This is a genomic window from Pseudoalteromonas sp. CNAT2-18.1 (genome assembly GCF_022347865.1).
Lineage (GTDB): Bacteria > Pseudomonadota > Gammaproteobacteria > Enterobacterales > Alteromonadaceae > Pseudoalteromonas > Pseudoalteromonas ruthenica.
The window spans coordinates 1-15,730 of the sequence record NZ_JAKRFR010000004.1 but is presented as its reverse complement, the minus strand read 5'-3'; the positions used below and the strand labels follow the sequence as shown (position 1 = coordinate 15,730).

Here is a 15,730-nt window from a genome sequence, read left to right as displayed (position 1 = left end):
GCTTATTCAAAGACGCTATCGACCGCCAACACCTCTATATTCTCAGCGGGAATACGCAAAGGGTAGCTTTGAATTTGCTTGTCTTCGTCAAGCAGCGATTGCGGTTTCTCAGTGTTGTACTGCAGCGGTGATTCCTGCTCCGAGGCCAATCGTTGCTGCATATCGGCGCCATCTCCAGTAACAAACACATAGTGCATATTGTCGCTTTGTAGATTCTCACTGATCACCCGATTTACATCTTCGACGCTTAGGCTACTGAGCTGCTCACGCACATAGTCGACAAAGTTATCGGTGTCGTAAAAACGACTATCTAGGGCATAGCCTAGCTGTCGGTCTTGGCTGGCTACCAGTTGCGGCACATAGTTACTTAAGAAGTTTCGCGTTGCTTCAAAGTCCGCTTCACTCATGCCATTGGCAATGAGTTTATCGAGCTCGAATAAAGCGGTGCGAGTAGCAAAGTGAGCATCGTTATTTGAGCGCAGCGGCCTTAACCATACCTGGAAGATTTGCTCAGAACGCCCTAGGTTGGCATCCGGTTTAGTTTGGAACATACCTCGAGGGAAGTACTCGATGTAGGCATAGTCGCCATAGTTCATCCCCCGAACCTGACGAATACGCTGGAATAACTGGGCGTTCGAGTTACGGTGCTCACCTAAGTATGAACGCACTAACCATAATGCTGTCCAGTCTTTATGCGATCGCGTGGTATCAATAGGGAAGCCAAACGACACTGCCGTTGATTTTGCCGACTTTTCGACAATAGTCGCGTAACGCCCATCAAGCGCTGGAGCATCAGGCACATTAAGGCGGCGTTGTTCACCTTTTGGTAAGCCCTGTAGGTCCGTTAACAGCTGCATTTTCAGCTCTTCTGGCATGGCTCCAGTAATACCCAAGTGCAGTTTACTTTGGGTCAGCTGTTGCTGATAAAAGGCCCGCACATCCGCTAAGGTAATATTCTCCAGATCAGATAAGTCGCCGTAATTATAACTTTCATAGGGGTGGCCTTGATACAGCTTGCTATACAGTACCTCCTTGCCCAGCTCCTCATCATTAGACGCTTTTAAGCCCGATTTAATGCTATCGACAAGCTCCTTTTGCAGCCGCTGGAAATCGTCTTCGCGAAACCCAGGGTTTAGCAATTGCTCGCTCACCAAGGCATACCATTTATCAGCATTGTCTTTGTGAATACGGCCACGAAACGACATCATTTCCTTGTCAATTTGATAGCTAAAGCTCCCTGCCATGGGATATAAAGCCTTTTGAATATCTTTATAGCTTTGTGACTCACTGCCGCCTTTGGCAATCATTGCCGCAGTCAGTGCCGCCAGACCTTTTTTGCCCTCTGGGTCGGCAGCCGCGCCGGTGTAGAATAACCAGTTAACATCCACCAGCGGCGAACTATTCGTGTTATCGAGCACGGTGAAATGGCGCTCGGTAGGTTTACTTTGATGCTCAGCGACTAAAGCATCAAGGCGCACCTCGTTGGCAAAGCCTGCGACCGACTCACTAGCCGACATCGTCACCGTGGTGCGGTTATTATCGACAAAGTACTTATTCGCCATAGTGCGAATATCTTCGGTACTAATGTTATCGGCAGTGGCATACAAGCTGTTGATCACCTCAGGGTCACGCTCGAAATGCATGTACCGCGCAAGGGTTGAGGCGATGCTTTGTGATGAATCTAAGCTATTAATAAAGCTATATTTTTGGTGCGATTTCAAGGCTTGTAGTCGGCTTTCATCGACCAACTCTGTACGTGCCTTAGCATAAGTGCGGTTGATAGCATCGCGCACGGTGGTGAGGTGCTGCTCATCATCCACCTTCACAAACACATGCATCAAGCCTGGATCTTTGGTTTCCGGGTTGTAGGTGAACATTTGGCTAGCAATTTGTTTATCAACAACCAGCTCTTGATACAAATCTGAGTTCTCAGAAAAGTATAGTTGAGAGAGTAAATCAAGCGCCGCGCGGTCTTTTTTCTGCGGCTGCCACGCTGCACCTTTGTATGATACTAATAACCAGTGTCCGGGTAGCCCTTCGTATTGCTCATGCACATAACGAGGCGCCTGTTGTTGCGGTTCAACAGGAATATCGGCTTGATAATCCCCTTGCTGCCAATTGCCCCAGTGCTTTTTCACCATCGCAATGGTCGCTTGCGGGTCAACATCACCGACGATTACCAAAGAAACATATTCCGGCTTATAAAAGCGCTCGAAAAAGGTTTGCCCATATTCACTTTGGTCCGGCATGGCTTCAATGTCGGCAAAAAAGCCCATGGTGGTGTGTTTATAGGTATGCTTATCAAAGGCCTCATTACGCACTGCCGCTAATAACTTACGGATAGGACTGGCATTATTCTTTAAGTATTCGCCTTTGACGGTCAGCGCTTCGGTACGGAATTGCTCTTCACTGTAACTCAAGTTTTGGAAGATATCCGCTTCAATTTCTAGCACCTTATCGAGGTGCTCTTTGGAGAAGTTAAGGTGATAATTGGTGTAATCATTCGTGGTGTAGGCGCGATTATCGACCCCGGAGTTTTTCAAGATATCTGCATATACGTGTGCAGGAAATTTCTCAGAGCCTTTGAACATCATGTGTTCAAAGAAGTGTGCAAAGCCGGTTTTTCCTGGTTCCACCTCATTACGTGAGCCTACGGACACCGGGATTTGTAATGATACGACATCGGGGTAGTCTGTTTTCACCACCATGACTCGCAGGCCATTATCAAGCTCTTCAAGTACATAGTCTTGGGAGAACACCGCTTGTGACTGTGCCGCGGCCTCAGCAGCCGTTGGAGTGCTGGTCGTCGTTTGCGTGCTTTGGCAACCGCCAAGAGTGAGCGCGAAGGCGACACCTGTCGCTAATAGAGAAAGTTTCATCTTCAACCTTGATATTTTGTTGTTTTTTAGCTTCCTCATTATGCAATAAATCACATCGCAAACGCACCTTAGGGGCGTCACTTTGCTGTAAACAAATATGTCAGCCACGACATAATGGGTATAACGATCAGATCATGCTGAGTAACGGTTTAACTTGAAGCAAATTCACTCGAGTTGAGTAAGTTTCATTATAAAAAGCTATTTAGACGTCTAAATGGCTGCTATAGTTATTTCATTGTCAATTGCTGGGGATGAGAACCATGGCTTTATCACTGCGAGAAAAAATAGAGGACCCCCGTCAGGGCGTGTATTTAATTGGCACTACGCCACCTAAAGCAGATACTGATGAAGTCGCAATGCGCGCAATTGCCGAAAAGTTGCTTGGCCGTTTACACGAAATTGAATATGACGGTGTGGTGGTTTATGACATTCAGGACGAGAGCAGCCGCATCAGTACGCCGCGCCCCTTCCCATTCAAACACACCATTGACCCACGTGATTATGGCCAGTTATTGCGGCGCTTATCACGCGCCGATGTGATCACCTATAAAAGTGTAGCTCAGCGCAATCAGGATGAATTTAATCAATGGCTTGATAGCACCGCCAATGACCATGATTTAAATAACTTAGTCTTAGTCGGAAGTCCGTCGTCACAAGGGGATATCAAGCTAAGCTTAAATGATGCCTACACCCAGATTGCCGCTCATCACCAGGACTTCTTTTTAGGCGGCGTGACCATTGCCGAGCGCCACGCTAATAAGCGTAATGAACATGAGCGCTTACTGACCAAAACGGCGCAAGGGTGTCAGTTTTTTATCTCCCAGGCGGTTTATGATGCGCAAGCGACTATTGATCTAATCACCAGTTATGCCCGCAGCTGCCGCCAGCAAGGGCTCTCGCCACAGCGTATTATTTTAACCTTCACCCCTTGTGGCGGTGAAAAAACGCTGGATTTTATGCAGTGGTTGGGGATTTCCGTGCCTGAGGCTACTAAGTGGCGCATGCTTGATGCCGAAAACACCTTGAGTGAGTCGGTGCGCATCTGCCGCGAAAACTTAGATTTGATCTTACGTAGCTGCGCCCATCTGGATGTGCCGCTGGGGTTGAATATCGAGTCACTGACGAACCGTAAACAGGAAATCGATGCATCCATCAACCTGTATCGTTTGCTTAAAGCCACCATGGAGCTGAGCTTGGCAGAACGACAAATCGCCTAGTTTACCTTTCTTTTGCCCGCCCAGTGCTATACCTACTGATAGCGCTGGGCATTTTGAGCGGCAAAAAGTGCAGCGTGCTACTGCACTGTGCTCACCCTAGTGCTACTTTTTACGCCACTGGCCGTCGACTTTAACCATATGCCCTGCGGTCGTTTTTTCGATAGCTTTGGCGCCTGCTAACGCCTCCACTTGGCTCAAACTGATACCATTTTTCTTCGCCAATGATAAATACTTGGCTTTACGCTTAGCGTTAATCTCGGCAATTAGCTTTTGCGCCTCACTGTTATTTTGTACTAAGGCTAAATAGCCGTTGCTGGTTTCGCCGACGATACCTTGCGCCTTAGCTTGGTCTAAAGTTAGCGCCCAGGCACTGAAGGCCAACATGGCGGCACTGACTAACATACTCCATTTAACTAGTTTCATAACCCCTCCTAGAAAAGCTCGCTGTCATCGCTGAATAATTCGTCGAGTTCTTTATCCACTTTGACGCGGATCTCATGATCGACTTTGACATTTAGGTTGATGGTGATTGGCTCTTTACTCTCTACCTCAACCTTATGGGTGCATCCCATTAAAGTTAACATAGCGACCACCGCCACCAGCGATAGTTTGCTCATTCGCTTACTCCTTCGCTTGATACTCTTGCTCCACTTTCTTAGTGATTTCATCACTTAAGCGCAGCGCCTTAAATAGGGTATAGATATTTTCTTGATGATTATAGTTAAAATTTACAGCTTGCTGGTGCTCGGGATTTTCCCCTTTTAATTGCATCGCCATGGTTAACCAACCATCGGTTTTTAAATCAACATCGGCGTTGATGCTGTTGATATCTAAGTTTTCCAACATGCCCAGCATCGGCCCAAGCTCTGCCTGCTGTGCTTTCACCGCATCGAAGGCAGCGTTATCTTTAATCGTCAATTTACCCGGAGCTTGCGAATAAATACGGCCATTTTCGACACTGACTCCCTGCTCCTCTAACCGTATTGGTAGTTTTGCTGCCAATACCCCTGTGATCTCAATGCCCTGCTGTGGCTCTAGCGCCAGTAGGCTTTGGGCATTAATTTGTGCTATCTCAACTAAGGTGAGAGCACGACGCTTCGTTAGCCCAGTCACATAAAGTTTATCCAGCGACAAAGTGCCACCTAACACCTCGGCCTGCACCTCTTTGAGGTAGGCATCTTGGTCATAACCCCAGAGCCCTTGCACCTGTGACAACACCGGTCCAGCGCGTAGTTGGGATATAGTAAAGCTAGTATCATCGAGCTGAAGTTGCCCTGAATTCCATTGTCCTTGCGGCGACGTATTGATATTTTCGGCTAAGTAACTCTGATAAAGCACGCTGGCGTCGTCCACATCTAGCTGCCATTGCATACGCTGAAGGCGGGCATCCCCGTGCAATTGAGCACTGAGTGTGCCGGCGGTCAGTGACAACTCGGGAGCCAATTGACTGGCAATGGCTTGCAATGAAGGCAAAGGCGTCGGCGGCAATACCACGGTGATAGGAAAAGCCGTTTCTTGCCAACTGTGCTTAACCAAAGCTTGCGCCTGCTGCCATGAGATAAGGTGCTCACCATCAATGCTGCGAGCAATATCAACTCGACTATCAACGCTGAGCTCACTTAACCTCAGCTGCGCAGAATCTAGTTGCCCAATACGGCTTTGCACCTTAACCTGAGCGCTGCGCCGCCCTGCCCCCAAGTCTGCCTGTACCTGATAATTTTGCTCGACATCAAGGAGTTTAATATCAGCATTCGCCGCAACAGCTGCAACGGTCTCCAAGCGCGCTGAAATCGAGTTATCTGCGCTGATAGTGGCATCAACAGTAACCGCTACCTGTTCGCCAGAATAAGGCGCCATTGTTAACTGTGCAGTTTTCAGTTGCCCATGCAGCGCAGTAGCCCCAGCAAAGTTATGATCGAACTCGCCAGTGGCACTTACGGGGGCAACATGCACGTTTTCAGCCACCGGCGCGGCTATCTGGCCTTTAAAGGCGCCGCTAATGCGCTGCTCAGTTGCCTGCCCCGAAACACTAAGCCGCCCTAACGACTGGGTTTCTAGCTGTAAAGCATACTCGGCAGCCACCTGTGCTGTGCGCCAATTGGCACGCGGCGCCTCTAAGCGGACACCCACTTTAGTCTGTTCGCTGTTATGCGTAAGCAGCACTTGCGCTAGCTCCACCTCGCTTTTATCTATACTCACCCTTGGTTCGGCCAACGTTAGCTGCCATGACCCCTTGAGCAGCTCTGGGAAATAGGGTTTTAGGCTGGCTTGATAGTCACATTGAGCCTGCGCTCGCAATTGCGTTGTCAGTGCACTGGTGTCTAAGCTAAAGCGACGCATATTCTTGGAGCGCACCTCGATGCGACCCTGGCTACTCACCTGCACCGGGCAAGGCGTATGTTGCCAAGTAGCTTGGCTGGCAATAGTGATCTGGTTATCGATGCGGTTTCCGTAATAGCGCCCTTGTACTTGTAGCTCCGGCAATGCCCACTGAGAGATATTAAAGCGCATGAGTAATGGCTCGGCCACAGCCATAAGCTGGGCTCTTAAGGCTTGATTGGCATGCAGTTCATAGTCGATATGCTGCGAGGTTAAGGCGATATCACCGGCTATATCACCATTTAACACCCACTGATTGAGTTGCGGCTCACTTACCGTCATACGCACAGGCGCAGCGGCATAAGGCGTGTACACGGAAAGGGATTCAACAGTTACCAACGGACGACTGTCTGTCAGCGGCAAATTAAGCGCCTGAGGTTTACCAGTACCACTGGATGGTTGAGTTTGTTGCTTAGCCAGGGTTAGGGCTGCTTTTTCAATATCGATATGCTGCGGTGTGATTCGCGCCTGCTCAATAACAAGCCGATGCTGGCGATAACCTACACATAACTTATTGACTGTGATTGTGGTCAGCCCACTCCCCCATTGCCAATCAGCACAGGTTAACTCTGCTTCATCGGCATCAAAGTACTGTTTCGCTACCATAAAGGTGAGCTCAATGCGAAATAAGTAGGCGGTAGCTAGAGTGAGCCCTATCACTGCTAATCCAATCAACAGCTTGCGCAGCATAGTTTTCCTTAAAGCGGCAAATGGTAGGTGATCATTTTAAAAGTTTCTCATGAAGCGCAGCTGATTGGAACACATCAATAAGAGCAACAAAAAAGGCTGCCAAGGCAGCCTTTTTAGATTGGATAAGCACTATATAGTTAGCCAATGTGCTTGCGCGCGTTACGGAACATGCGCATCCATGGGCTGTCTTCTTGCCACTCATCTGGGTGCCATGAGTTCGCTACCGCGCGGAATACCCGCTCTGGGTGTGGCATCATCACCGTAGCACGACCATCTGTAGAGGTCATACCCGAGATCGCCTCTGGTGAACCATTGGGGTTCGCCGGATATTGCATAGTTGGGTTACCGTAGTTATCTACGTATTTCACCGCCACAGTACCCGAGTTCACTGCAGTTTGAATAGCCGCCTCATTTGCAAATTCGGCACGGCCTTCACCGTGTGACACCGCAATTGGCATACGTGAACCCGCCATACCGCTGAAGAACACCGATGGGCTGTCTTGTACTTCGACCAAGGTCGCACGCGCTTCAAAACGCTCGCTTTGGTTGGTCACGAAACGTGGCCAATGCTCCGTGCCTGGGATCAGCTCACGCAATGTTGATAGCATCTGACAGCCATTACACACACCCAAACTGAAGGTATCTTGACGCTCGAAGAAGCCTTGGAACTGCTCGCGTGCCATGTCATTAAAGAGAATGGACTTCGCCCAGCCTTCACCGGCCCCGAGTACGTCACCATAGGAGAAGCCACCGCACGCCACAAGGCCTTTGAATTGCTCTAGCGTTAAGCGCCCCTCTAGAATGTCACTCATGTGTACGTCAACGGCGGCAAAGCCTGCACGGTTAAATGCCGCCGCCATCTCAACGTGTGAGTTAACGCCTTGCTCACGCAAGATAGCCATTTGTGGCTTAGCGCCAGTGGCAATATAAGGCGCGGCGACATCTTCATTAATGTCGAAGCTCAGCTTCACGTTAAGACCTGGGTCATTGGCATCAGCTTTGGCATCATGCTCTTGGCGAGCACAGGCTGGGTTATCACGCAAAGACTGCATTTGATAAGTGGTTTCCGCCCACGCTAAACGCAGCTCGGTACGGCTATTATCCACTAGTGCATGACCACCACGGTTAATAATCAGCTGATCAGCATCGTTCAACGTACCAATTTCATGGCTTAGCGCAGCAAGACCGTTTTCGGCAAGGATAGCCTTCACCGCGTCTAGGTCATCATTGCGAACCTGAATAACGGCACCCAGCTCTTCGTTGAATAGAACCTCTAAATCAGACCCCGCTAACGCGTCTAGCTCTAGCGTTACGCCAGTGTGACCCGCGAAGGCCATCTCCGCAGCAGTTACGAATAAACCACCGTCGGAGCGGTCATGGTAAGCCAGTAGTTTTTCTTCGCTTACCAGCGCTTGCATCGCTTCGAAGAAGCCTTTTAATAGTTCTGGGCTATCAACATCTGGGGTTTTGTCACCCAGTTGCTTGTAAACCTGCGCCAAGCTTGATGCCCCCATGCGGTTTTGACCAGCACCCAAGTCGATAAGCAAGAGCGTTGAATCGCCTTTATCGGTGCGCAGCTGTGGCGTGACTGTTTTACGAATGTCTTCAACACGACCAAACGCAGTGATTACCAAAGACAGTGGCGCAGTCACGGCTTTATCTTCACCATTATCTTGCCATGTGGTCTTCATCGACATTGAGTCTTTGCCTACCGGGATGGTTAAGCCCAGGGCTGGACACAGCTCTTCACCCACGGCCTTAACCGCTTCATATAAACCAGCGTCTTCACCGGGGTGCCCGGCTGCCGCCATCCAGTTTGCTGATAGCTTAATGTTATTCAATGAGCCAATATCAGCACAGGCAATATTTGTCAGAGACTCGGCGACCGCTAAACGCGCTGAAGCACCATAATTAAGCAGCGCCGCAGGTGTGCGCTCACCCATAGACATGGCCTCACCATGATAGGTGTCGTACGCAGCAGCTGTCACGGCACAGTTGGCCACCGGCACCTGCCAAGGGCCAACCATTTGGTCACGGGCAACCAAACCGGTTACGGAGCGGTCGCCAATGGTGATTAAGAAGGTTTTTTCAGCAACTGCTGGCAAGCGCAGTAGTCGTTGCACTGCGTCTTGTACGGTAATCGCGTTGGTATTAAGCGCTTCACCCTGAGCTTGCTTGGTGCTGACATCACGGTGCATTTTCGGCGCTTTACCCAATAACACATCAAGCGGCAGATCCACTGGGTTATTGTTGAAGTGCGAGTCAGAAACCCGTAAGTGACGATCTTCGGTCGCAGTACCGATGACTGCGTACTCAGCGCGTTCACGTTGACATATTTGCTCAAAGCGAGCGAAGTTTTCTTCTGCTACCGCCAGCACGTAACGCTCTTGTGATTCATTACACCAAATCTCATGCGGCGCCATACCGGGCTCATCGTTTGGCACATTACGCAATTCAAAATCGCCCCCTCGGCCGCCATCGTCCACTAATTCAGGGAAGGCATTTGACAGACCACCGGCGCCCACATCGTGGATAAAAGCAATCGGATTGTCATCGCCTAGCTGCCAGCATTTATCGATGACTTCTTGACAGCGACGTTCCATTTCTGGGTTTTCACGTTGTACCGAAGCAAAGTCGAGATCTTCATTGGACTGTCCTGAAGCCATGGACGAAGCCGCTCCGCCTCCCAAGCCAATGTTCATTGCCGGGCCGCCCAACACAATAAGCTTCGCGCCTACCGGGATCTCGCCTTTTTGTACATGATCAGTACGAATGTTACCTAAACCACCGGCAATCATAATCGGCTTGTGGTAACCGCGCACTTCCTCGCCATTGTGGCTATTAACTCGCTCTTCATAGGTACGGAAGTAACCCAGTAGGTTAGGACGACCAAACTCATTGTTAAACGCGGCGCCGCCTAGCGGGCCATCAATCATGATATCCAGCGCTTCAACAATGCGCCCTGGTTTACCGTATTCGCTCTCCCATGGTTGTTCAAAACCTGGAATGCGTAGGTTAGATACGCTAAAGCCTACCAAACCAGCTTTTGGCTTAGAGCCTCGGCCTGTAGCACCTTCATCACGGATTTCACCGCCCGAGCCCGTTGATGCCCCGGAGAATGGCGAAATCGCGGTTGGGTGGTTGTGGGTTTCAACCTTCATCAAAATTTCGATGTTTTCTTGGTGATACGTGTATTCACCACTAAAATCAGGAAAGAAACGACCGGCCACTGAGCCTTTCATCACCGCTGCATTGTCTTTGTATGCAGATAATACGTTGACGCTATTTTGCTCGTAGGTGTTTTTGATCATTTTGAACAGCGATTTAGGCTGCTCTGTGCCGTCAATGGTCCAATCAGCGTTAAAGATTTTGTGACGGCAATGCTCTGAGTTCGCCTGCGCGAACATAAACAATTCAATGTCGTTCGGGTTACGACCGAGTTTTTGGAAGTTCTCTACCAGATAATCAATCTCGTCGTCTGCAAGGGCAAAGCCTTGTTCAACATTCGCTTTAGCTAGCGCCTCACGGCCTCCGCCAAGGATGTCCACCGATGACATGGCTCGCGGCTCATCGGTACGAAACAGTTTCGCGGCATCATCCATATCGCGGTGCGTTGCTTCGGTCATGCGATCGTGTAGTAAGGCGGCCACATCGTTAAGCTGGCAAACACTCAAATCACCTTCAACATAATAGGCGATGCCGCGCTCGATACGATGTACCTGAGTTAATCCACAATTGTGAGCAATGTCGGTGGCCTTAGACGCCCATGGCGAAATTGTGCCTGGACGCGGGGTAACTAAAATAAGTGTCCCTTGGGGCTCATGTTCAGGAATATGCGGCCCATAAGTAAGCAGCTTTTCCAGCTTGCTGTGCTCGTCAGAATTCAGTGCTGCTGTGACATCAGCAAAGTGCATAAATTCGGCGTAGACGTTTGCTACAGGAAGGTTGGCTTGCTTACATTGAGTAAGCACTTTTTGAACACGAAAATCGGAAAGTGCTGGCGCACCACGCAGGATTAACATAGGTAATATCATCCGGGGTTAAGGATTGAACGACAGTTGCCGCGCATTATACTTAATTTAGTTAAAAATGCGAGCTAAAGGGCCGCTGGCAAGGACGATTGTCCGCTATTGCAGGGAATCGTTATAAGCCTCACTTTGTATGGCTAAAGTAGAGGTGACGCCAAGCCTTGGTTTTGTTATAAGTGGTGGTATCGGGGTAAAGGGGCAAGCCGTGAGATTCGTTTGGTTAATTGTGAGTATCTGGGTACTCGTAGGCTGCAGTGAGCCGCAAAAACCTAGCCAATTAGAGCGTATTCATCAAAGCAACACGTTGCGCGTGGGCACCCTAGCCGGTGCCAGCAATTATTACCAAGCCCCTCAAGGGGAGCAAGGGTTTGAATACGAACTTGCCCAAGATTTTGCTAACTACCTAGGCGTAGAGCTGGATATCGTGCCGTTCTTTAGCCTTAACGATATGTTTCAGCGCCTTGATAATGGCTCATTGGACCTGGTCGCATCGGGCATTGGCTACACTCCAAGTCGTGCCGAGCTGTACCGCTTTGGCCCCAGTTACCGCATCATTAGTCAAAAGCTGGTTTACAAACAAGGTCGAGTCCGGCCGCGCGACTTTGATGACTTAGAGGGCAACTTAACGGTACTGGCCCGCAGCAGCCACTCGCAAACTCTACATCGGTATAAAAAACAGTACCCTCAACTGAGTTGGAATGAAACCGATGAAATGGATGAAGCAGAGTTACTGCAAGCCATTATCGACGGCGATATCGACTACACCATTGCCGACTCCCACGCCTTGGCACTGTTTCGCCGTTACCACCCGAATCTGAGCATCGGCTTTTCCGTGACCCGTAATGACCCAATTGGCTGGGTACTGCGCCAAGATAACGACGACTCACTCTATGCCTTGGTAGTGGAATTTTTCGGTGAAGCGAAAGCGAACAAGCGCCTTTATGCTTTAGAAGAGAAGTACTTTGGCCACGTACGCCAGTTTAACTATGTTAACACCTTGGCATTTATTGAAGCCGTTGCCGATACCTTACCGACTTATATGCCTTGGTTTAAGCAATATGCACAAGAGTTAGACTGGCGCTTGCTGGCTGCACTCAGTTATCAAGAATCTATGTGGGACCCCTTGGCAAAATCACCCACTGGGGTACGCGGTATTATGATGCTGACTTTACCAACGGCAAAACAGGTGGGCGTTACCAGTCGTCTCAAACCAGAACAGAATATTCGCGGCGGTGCCGAGTACTTACGTTATCTTATTGAACGCATACCTGATCGTATTGCCCAACCTGACCGTACTTGGTTTGCCTTAGCGTCATATAATGTCGGCTGGGGCCATGTAAATGATGCGCGGATCCTAACCGAACGGGCCGGTGACGATAAAGACAAGTGGGCCGATGTGAAAAAATATCTACCGCTGTTGATCAAGAAACGCTATTATCGTACAACTAAATACGGTTATGCGCGCGGAGACGTAGCGGTAACTTACGTAGACAATATTCGGCGCTACTACGACACCCTAGTATGGTTAGATGAAAACGATGCTTTGGTGGCCAACAACGCTAGCGCCAAGGAAGAATCGGCCGGAACGCCATAAAACTGTCATTTAATCGTGTTTTTATTGGCAGCTCTCCCCTCTCACACTTTCAAGGAGAATACACTATGCTAAAACGCCGTAGAACGCATCGCTTTAAGCGAAATGTACTATTTTCATCGACTAATCGTCGTCGAGTAACCCGTAAAAATACCCACAATAAGATTTTGTGGCGTCGCCGCTTGTTTGCTATGCAACAAATGGAAGAACTAGAAAAGCAACGCTTGGCGGAGGCCTAACCCCCTTCCCCCTGGCGTTGCTGACGCGCCTTTTTTCTCTCCTTATGCTCTTGCCGACGTCGCTTAAAAAACGCAGATAACTTAGTTGCACACTGCTGCTCAAGCACCCCTTTGGTGACTTCAACTTGATGATTAAGCCGAGGCTCCTGCACTAGGTTCATAATAGACCCCGCAGAACCCGTTTTTAAATCATTGGCACCAAAGACTAGCCGCGCAATGCGACTATGAACGAGTAAACCAGCACACATTGAGCATGGCTCCAGCGTGACGTACAAAGTGCAGTCAATAAGCCGATAGTTATTAAGGGCCACTCCAGCTGCACGCACCGCCATCATTTCAGCATGGGCCGACGGGTCGTTAAGGGTGATCGATTGATTCCAGCCCTCGGCAATTAGCTCACCATCTTTGACTAGTACAGCACCGACTGGGATCTCACCTAGTTGCTCGGCCTTATCGGCACAGGCTAAGGCTTTCGCCATCCAGTATTCGTCATTTAGCTCGGTCATAGGGTATCTTTTAACTACTTAGGAACAGCAATTATACCAAGCAATATCGGCAAGTGCGCGGCGAATCCTCTCGCTAACATCAGCAAATTCCCGACTATGCTTTACACTCATTATTAGAATTTTCTGAGTCTAGTATTAACACATTCTCACTATTTAGCGGATTTTATGGTTCGTACCATAGCCTGCACACCCAAAATTAAGCTATAATTCGCCGCTTTTTTTGTTCTATGGACACCGAAAACGGGTAAGTCATGAAGTTTCCTGGTCGCCGAAGACATAAACATTATTTCCCGGTGGAAGATAAAGATCCACTTACTAATCAAATCAACCCCGAATCGCGGTTGAAGCGCAGCTACATTGTAGGCATAGATCAGATCGTAGTGGATATTGAAGCCAAGGTCGATCAGGCATTCTTAGATGAATTCGGGCTGCAGCGTGGCATGTCACAGGTTATTGACAGTGACGTTACCAATGCCCTCTATGATCGGCTCAAGCTCAACGACATGGTTGATTATGAGTTTGCTGGCGGCACCGTAGGCAATACCATGCACAACTACTCAGTGCTGGCTGATGATCGTTCGGTGCTACTTGGCGTAATGAGCGAAAATATCAAAATTGGTAGTTATGCTTATCGCTTTTTATGTAACACCTCAAGCCGTGTAGACCTTAATTATCTGCAACCTGTAGATGGCCCCATAGGCCGTTGCTTTACGCTGATTGATGAAAGTGGCGAACGCACCTTCGCCATCAGCGCAGGGTTAATGAATCACTTACGCCCTGAGTCCATAGATAAGAACCTGATCCAAGAATCATCTGCTTTGGTGATTAGTGCCTACCTTATGCGCACGCAAGGCAACGAAACAATGACCGAAGCCACTATGCAAGCGGTAAAGTACGCAAACGAAGCCGGGGTACCAGTGGTGCTGACGCTCGGCACCAAGTTTCTTATTGAGCAAGACCCTACATGGTGGGCCAACTTTGTAAATGATCATGTTGATATTCTTGCTATGAACGAAGAAGAAGGCCTAGCGATTACCGGTTTTGAAGATCCACTATTAGCGGCAGACAAAGCCCTAGAATGGGTCGACTTTGTGATTTGTACCGCCGGTGAAAAAGGTATGTTTATGGCCGGCTATGTTGATGATCAGCATAAACGCGCCACTGAGTACCCACTCCTTCCAGGTGCAATCGCTGACTTTAACCGTTATGAGTTTTCACGTGCCATGCGCAAGCAAGATTGCCAACAGCCTGTGCGTGCTTATAGCCATACCGCCCCATTTATGGGTGGGCCAGATAGCATTAAGAACACCAATGGCGCCGGTGATTGCGCGCTAGCTGCTGTACTGCATGATATTAGCGCCAATGAGTACCACAAGTTAAATGTGCCAAACTCAGCCAAGCATGGTCAGCAAGCGATCACTTACTCTTCTTTAGCCCAGATCAGTAAGTATGCGAACCGAGCAAGTTATGAAGTGCTAGTACAACATTCGCCGCGTTTAACCCGGGGTCTACCGGAGCGCGAGGATTGCCTAGAGCAAGCCTATTGGGAACAGTAACCCTCTTATTGTTTTAACCAAGAAAGCCGCTTTTTAGCGGTTTTTTTATGCCCGTAAATCGATGTCTATACATTGTATGGTCAGGCTCGAGATTTGTAGGTCAGGGTTATACCCTGACTAGGATGACGCAAGGCTAAAGCCTTGCCTACAGGTGTGATGACCGATGATGCTCTTTTGTGGGTCAGGGTTTTACCCTGACTGGGGTGCTGTGTTGTAGGTCAGGATTTATCCTGACTAGGTGATGCAAGGCTGAGGCCTTGCCTACGGGTGTGGTGATGGGTGTTTCGCTCTGTTGTAGGTCAGGGCTTACCCTGACTAGATGCTGCAAGGCTGAAGCCTTGCCTACGGGTGTGGGGTTTTCTGATGTTTAGTTATGTTGTAGGTCGGGATTTATCCTGACTGGGGTGTTGCAAGGCTGAAGCCTTGCCTACAAGTGTGGTAAAGGGTGATGCTGTGTTGTAGGTCGGGGTTTACCCTGACTGGGGTGCGGTGTTGTAGGTCAGGATTTATCCTGACTGGGGTGTTGCAAGACTGAAGCCTGGCCTAAAGGTATAAAAAAACCCGCTGCACTGGTGCAACGGGTTTCTCTAATTAGGAGCCTGGTGATGACCTACTTTCACATGGGCGAACCCACACTATCATCGG

At 49.2% G+C, this 15,730-nt stretch carries 10 protein-coding genes; 4 read left to right on the top strand and 6 right to left on the bottom strand.

The genetic code is table 11. The features are described from left to right. Positions 1–2: 2 nt before the first annotated feature. Complete coding sequence (locus tag MHM94_RS09345; protein ID WP_235419804.1) at positions 3–2,879, bottom strand: M16 family metallopeptidase; 2,877 nt, start codon at positions 2,877–2,879, stop codon at positions 3–5. Between the two features lie 260 nt (positions 2,880–3,139). On the opposite strand from MHM94_RS09345, the gene MHM94_RS09340 reads away from it, so the two are divergent. Beyond that, entirely contained in the window at positions 3,140–4,096 is a 957-nt protein-coding gene (locus MHM94_RS09340) for a hypothetical protein (RefSeq protein WP_053910646.1), read from the top strand. A 102-nt stretch (positions 4,097–4,198) separates the two neighbouring features. Here the strand turns inward: MHM94_RS09340 and MHM94_RS09335 are convergent, their stop codons facing one another. The 4 genes from MHM94_RS09335 to purL form a co-directional block, all read right to left on the bottom strand. After that, a complete protein-coding gene (locus tag MHM94_RS09335; RefSeq protein ID WP_022944727.1) occupies positions 4,199–4,519 on the bottom strand; it encodes a YdbL family protein in 321 nt (106 codons plus the stop codon). Positions 4,520–4,527: 8 nt separating this feature from the next. Continuing rightward, positions 4,528–4,713, bottom strand: a complete 186-nt coding sequence (locus tag MHM94_RS09330; RefSeq protein ID WP_022944728.1) for a YnbE family lipoprotein — start codon at positions 4,711–4,713, stop codon at positions 4,528–4,530. A 4-nt stretch (positions 4,714–4,717) separates the two neighbouring features. Continuing rightward, on the bottom strand, positions 4,718–7,165 hold the full coding sequence (locus tag MHM94_RS09325) for a YdbH domain-containing protein (RefSeq protein ID WP_235419803.1): 2,448 nt from the start codon (positions 7,163–7,165) through the stop codon (positions 4,718–4,720). A gap of 137 nt (positions 7,166–7,302) precedes the next feature. Then, positions 7,303–11,187 carry a phosphoribosylformylglycinamidine synthase gene (gene purL / locus MHM94_RS09320; RefSeq protein WP_235419802.1) on the bottom strand — a complete coding sequence of 1,295 codons (3,885 nt, stop codon included), beginning with the start codon at positions 11,185–11,187 and terminating at the stop codon, positions 7,303–7,305. A 211-nt stretch (positions 11,188–11,398) separates the two neighbouring features. Here purL and mltF point away from each other — a divergent pair, with 211 nt between their 5' ends. Then, positions 11,399–12,787 carry a membrane-bound lytic murein transglycosylase MltF gene (gene mltF / locus MHM94_RS09315; protein WP_045980668.1) on the top strand — a complete coding sequence of 463 codons (1,389 nt, stop codon included), beginning with the start codon at positions 11,399–11,401 and terminating at the stop codon, positions 12,785–12,787. A 65-nt stretch (positions 12,788–12,852) separates the two neighbouring features. After that, the gene (locus MHM94_RS09310) at positions 12,853–13,023 is read left to right on the top strand and encodes a hypothetical protein (RefSeq protein ID WP_022944732.1); all 171 of its coding nucleotides are present in this window, start codon (positions 12,853–12,855) and stop codon (positions 13,021–13,023) included. Here the strand turns inward: MHM94_RS09310 and tadA are convergent. Continuing rightward, positions 13,020–13,529 (bottom strand): tRNA adenosine(34) deaminase TadA, encoded by a 510-nt coding sequence (gene tadA / locus MHM94_RS09305; RefSeq protein WP_053910643.1) that lies wholly within the window; start codon positions 13,527–13,529, stop codon positions 13,020–13,022. The two genes, MHM94_RS09310 and tadA, sit on opposite strands and share 4 nt — an antisense overlap. A gap of 251 nt (positions 13,530–13,780) precedes the next feature. Here tadA and MHM94_RS09300 point away from each other — a divergent pair, with 251 nt between their 5' ends. Beyond that, positions 13,781–15,085 (top strand): inosine/guanosine kinase, encoded by a 1,305-nt coding sequence (locus MHM94_RS09300; protein WP_022944734.1) that lies wholly within the window; start codon positions 13,781–13,783, stop codon positions 15,083–15,085. The last annotated feature ends 645 nt before the right edge of the window (positions 15,086–15,730 follow it).